Source organism: Bartonella sp. AP57NXGY (assembly GCF_042195805.1).
Classification (GTDB): Bacteria; Pseudomonadota; Alphaproteobacteria; order Rhizobiales; family Rhizobiaceae; genus Bartonella.
Map to the genome: position 1 here is coordinate 7,032 of NZ_JBHIOZ010000051.1, position 2,888 is coordinate 9,919.

General features: G+C 37.7%; 3 protein-coding genes. 1 reads left to right on the forward strand and 2 read right to left on the reverse strand.

The annotated features are described in order from the left end of the window. Both ACFIL8_RS06080 and ACFIL8_RS06085 read right to left on the reverse strand, forming a co-directional pair. On the reverse strand, positions 1-341 hold a 341-nt coding region (locus ACFIL8_RS06080; protein WP_375672538.1), incomplete at its 3' end, for a DUF1465 family protein. A 181-nt stretch (positions 342-522) separates the two neighbouring features. Further along, a complete protein-coding gene (locus ACFIL8_RS06085; RefSeq protein ID WP_375666267.1) occupies positions 523-1,665 on the reverse strand; it encodes an OpgC family protein in 1,143 nt (380 codons plus the stop codon). Positions 1,666-2,030: 365 nt separating this feature from the next. Between ACFIL8_RS06085 and ACFIL8_RS06090 the strand changes: the two genes are divergently transcribed. Beyond that, complete coding sequence (locus ACFIL8_RS06090) at positions 2,031-2,693, forward strand: thiamine phosphate synthase (RefSeq protein ID WP_375645650.1); 663 nt, start codon at positions 2,031-2,033, stop codon at positions 2,691-2,693. The last annotated feature ends 195 nt before the right edge of the window (positions 2,694-2,888 follow it).

A 2,888-nucleotide genomic window follows, 5' to 3' on the forward strand; every position in this document is an offset into this window, starting at 1 on the left:
GGGGTTTCAAGTTCCAATGTCGGTGTATGAAGTGACACTTTTACAATTTCTTTTTTTATTTGTTCTGATGACATTTCCCCTTCACGCTCTGCGCGAAGAAGAAGGAGTTGAGAAGCGATTTGCATAAGTCGTGTACTTAAATACATAGCCTCTTTTGCATAGATTGCAGAAACCTCTGCCGAAAGAGAGCGTGCTACTAATTTCCCTTCTGAGTCAATATACGCTGCGGTTTTTTCAATCAGCGCCATTGTTTCTTCATAGAGACGATTAAAAGCATTTTCAAAAGCATTATGCTCAATCATGATAATAGGTTCATCATATGGACGTTTATGTACACTCACGCTTTTATACTCCAAGTATCAGCACAAAATTATACCACTCAACGAACAGAGTATTAAAAAGTTTCTTTTGTTGCTGTGTAGAACGCTTTTTTTTTAAAACTGCTACCTCTTTTAATTTTTTTGCGCAACGCACTTTTTATACTAAGGTTAACGTGCCCAATAAACACTATAGGAATGTTTTTTATAAACGGATCATTTTCCTTGAAAATGACCACTGCCAAGATTGCCGTTTTTCACAATAATAAGCGACTCCAAATTGCAAAGCAATACCCGTTATTATTAAGAGGGTATCGGAAAAAACCGTTTCTGTCATCACTGTTTTTATAATTTGTCCAAACATCGCAAAAATGGTTCCCGTTACAAAGACCGGTAAACTATGTTTGCCTAAAATTGCTAAAGGATGTTTCTGAGAGACATAAAACCATTTATTGATGCGCGGCAAAGAAAGAATGAGAAAGGCTAATGCAAGAACATGGAGTAAACGTGGCAAGCTTAAAAAGGTTTTATTAAAGTTCAACAATGGGGAAGACCAGCCAAGCCACCCCAAAATGCCCCACCAATTTAAGCGAACCCATAACAGCGCCAACAAGAGATACGCTGCCGCACAAACAATCCAAAAAGACTGAAAAGCGATTTTTTTTCCTTGTTTAAGCGCTAAAGTACTGGTCAATCCTATGACAAATAAGAATTGCCAAGACAAAGGATTTAAAAACCACTTTCCCTTTAAAGGATAAGAAGGAGGAGCAATTTTGTAAAATCCGCAGATAAGATACAGTGTAAAGGAGCCCAAAAGCAGCCATTTTGTCTGCTTACAACTCAAATAAAGGATAAAAGGCGCAAAAAACATCAAAACGATATAAAGAGGAAGAATATTATTATATCCCAATTGATGCCCAAAGCTTAAGGTACTCAAAAATGCGATACCAGGCTCTTTAAAAAAGAGTCCCACATTGTTCATCGATAAAAGTTTTTCTGTTCGCCATAATAAAAAGGCAGCAAAAAAAAGACTTAACGTGACAAAAGTCGTAAAAAGATATGCACCATAGAGCTGCAGAGCTCTGTACCAAAGTTTTCGGATAATAAAAGCAAAGGATTTTTGCTGTAATCGTCCATGAAAGCTTAACCCAAGAGCAATCCCTGAAAGCAAAACAAACACTTCTGCACAATCAGAAAAACCGAAATTTCTATGAGTAAAAGACTCATAGATCGTTCTGGGAATATGGTTGATGAAAATCGTCAATAAGGCCAAAGAACGAAAAACGTCAATGCGTGTATCACGATGAGAAGGTTGAGTATTATGCTCAAGAATACCTTGGTACTTCATCAGTGGACTCCCACACGTTGCACCCCCCTTGAAGTCCCATAAAAATGGTGCTTACCCTTATTGCCAACAAGCATGAACAGGATGAAATTTTAATTTTTAAGAGTCAAGTTTCATTTTAAGCGTTTATTTTTTTAAAAGCAAAAGTTTTTTAAAGGCAAAAGAACGAAAAGCGTCCATACGTGTATCACAACAAAAAGGCGACATATTATGCTTAAAAACACTCTCATTTCTCATAAACAGGCTTCCACACACCCACAAATCCTTTAAATTACGTGAAAATGGTGGTCACTTTCATCGCAAATAAGCATAATAGAATGAAACTTTAATTTTTAAGCGTTATTTTTTCTAAGAAACAGGGATTTGACATGACACAACAAAAAAATAAACCAATTGATCCACCTCTTTTCCCTCAGTTGATTTTAACACTTGATGTTCGGCGCAACACCCCACACACATTTTTGCAGCAAATTTTGCAAACAAAGTCTTTTGCATGCGTCATCCTCTATGATTCTGAAAGGTTGAAAGATGATGGCTCTTTTTTGCAACAACAAGCGCAAACTTACGCAGAAGATATTCAACATCATGACGCAGCCCTTCTCATCGCTGATGACAGCCGCATTGCTGGGCGCATAAAGGCTGATGGATTGCACATAGAAGATGATCTTAACGCTCTTGAAAGCTTCAAAAATCAGCAAAAGGAACAAAAAATCATAGGCTTTGGCAATCTACGCAATCGCCATAGTGCTATGCTTGCAGCGGAAACAGGTGTTGATTACCTGTTCTTTGGAAAACTCGGTGCTGATAAAAAACCCCAAGCGCACCCCCGCAATCTCCAGTTAGCAACATGGTGGGCAGAAATTATGCAAACCCCCGCCATTATCCAAGCAGGAAGCGATTTTTCAACCTTTGATGAAGTCTTAAAGACTGGATGTGAATTCATTGCTGTAGAAGAAGTCATTTTGAGGAACGACAACCCCTTAATACTGCTTAAAACAATGCAAGAAAAATGTGAGAAAACCCCCTTGTAATATAGGAGGAGAATTTATAAATAAAGCGTTAACTTTCGTGCTTCTTATATAGAGCACATAACGGCATATACAAATAGGAGAAAAATTCGTTTCGTTCATTCACAATTCAATCAGATCGCTTTATCACGCAGTAAAATTTCCCATCATTTAGTCAAGTTTTCCCACGTTTCAATCAATTGAATGGAAGGTGACCGT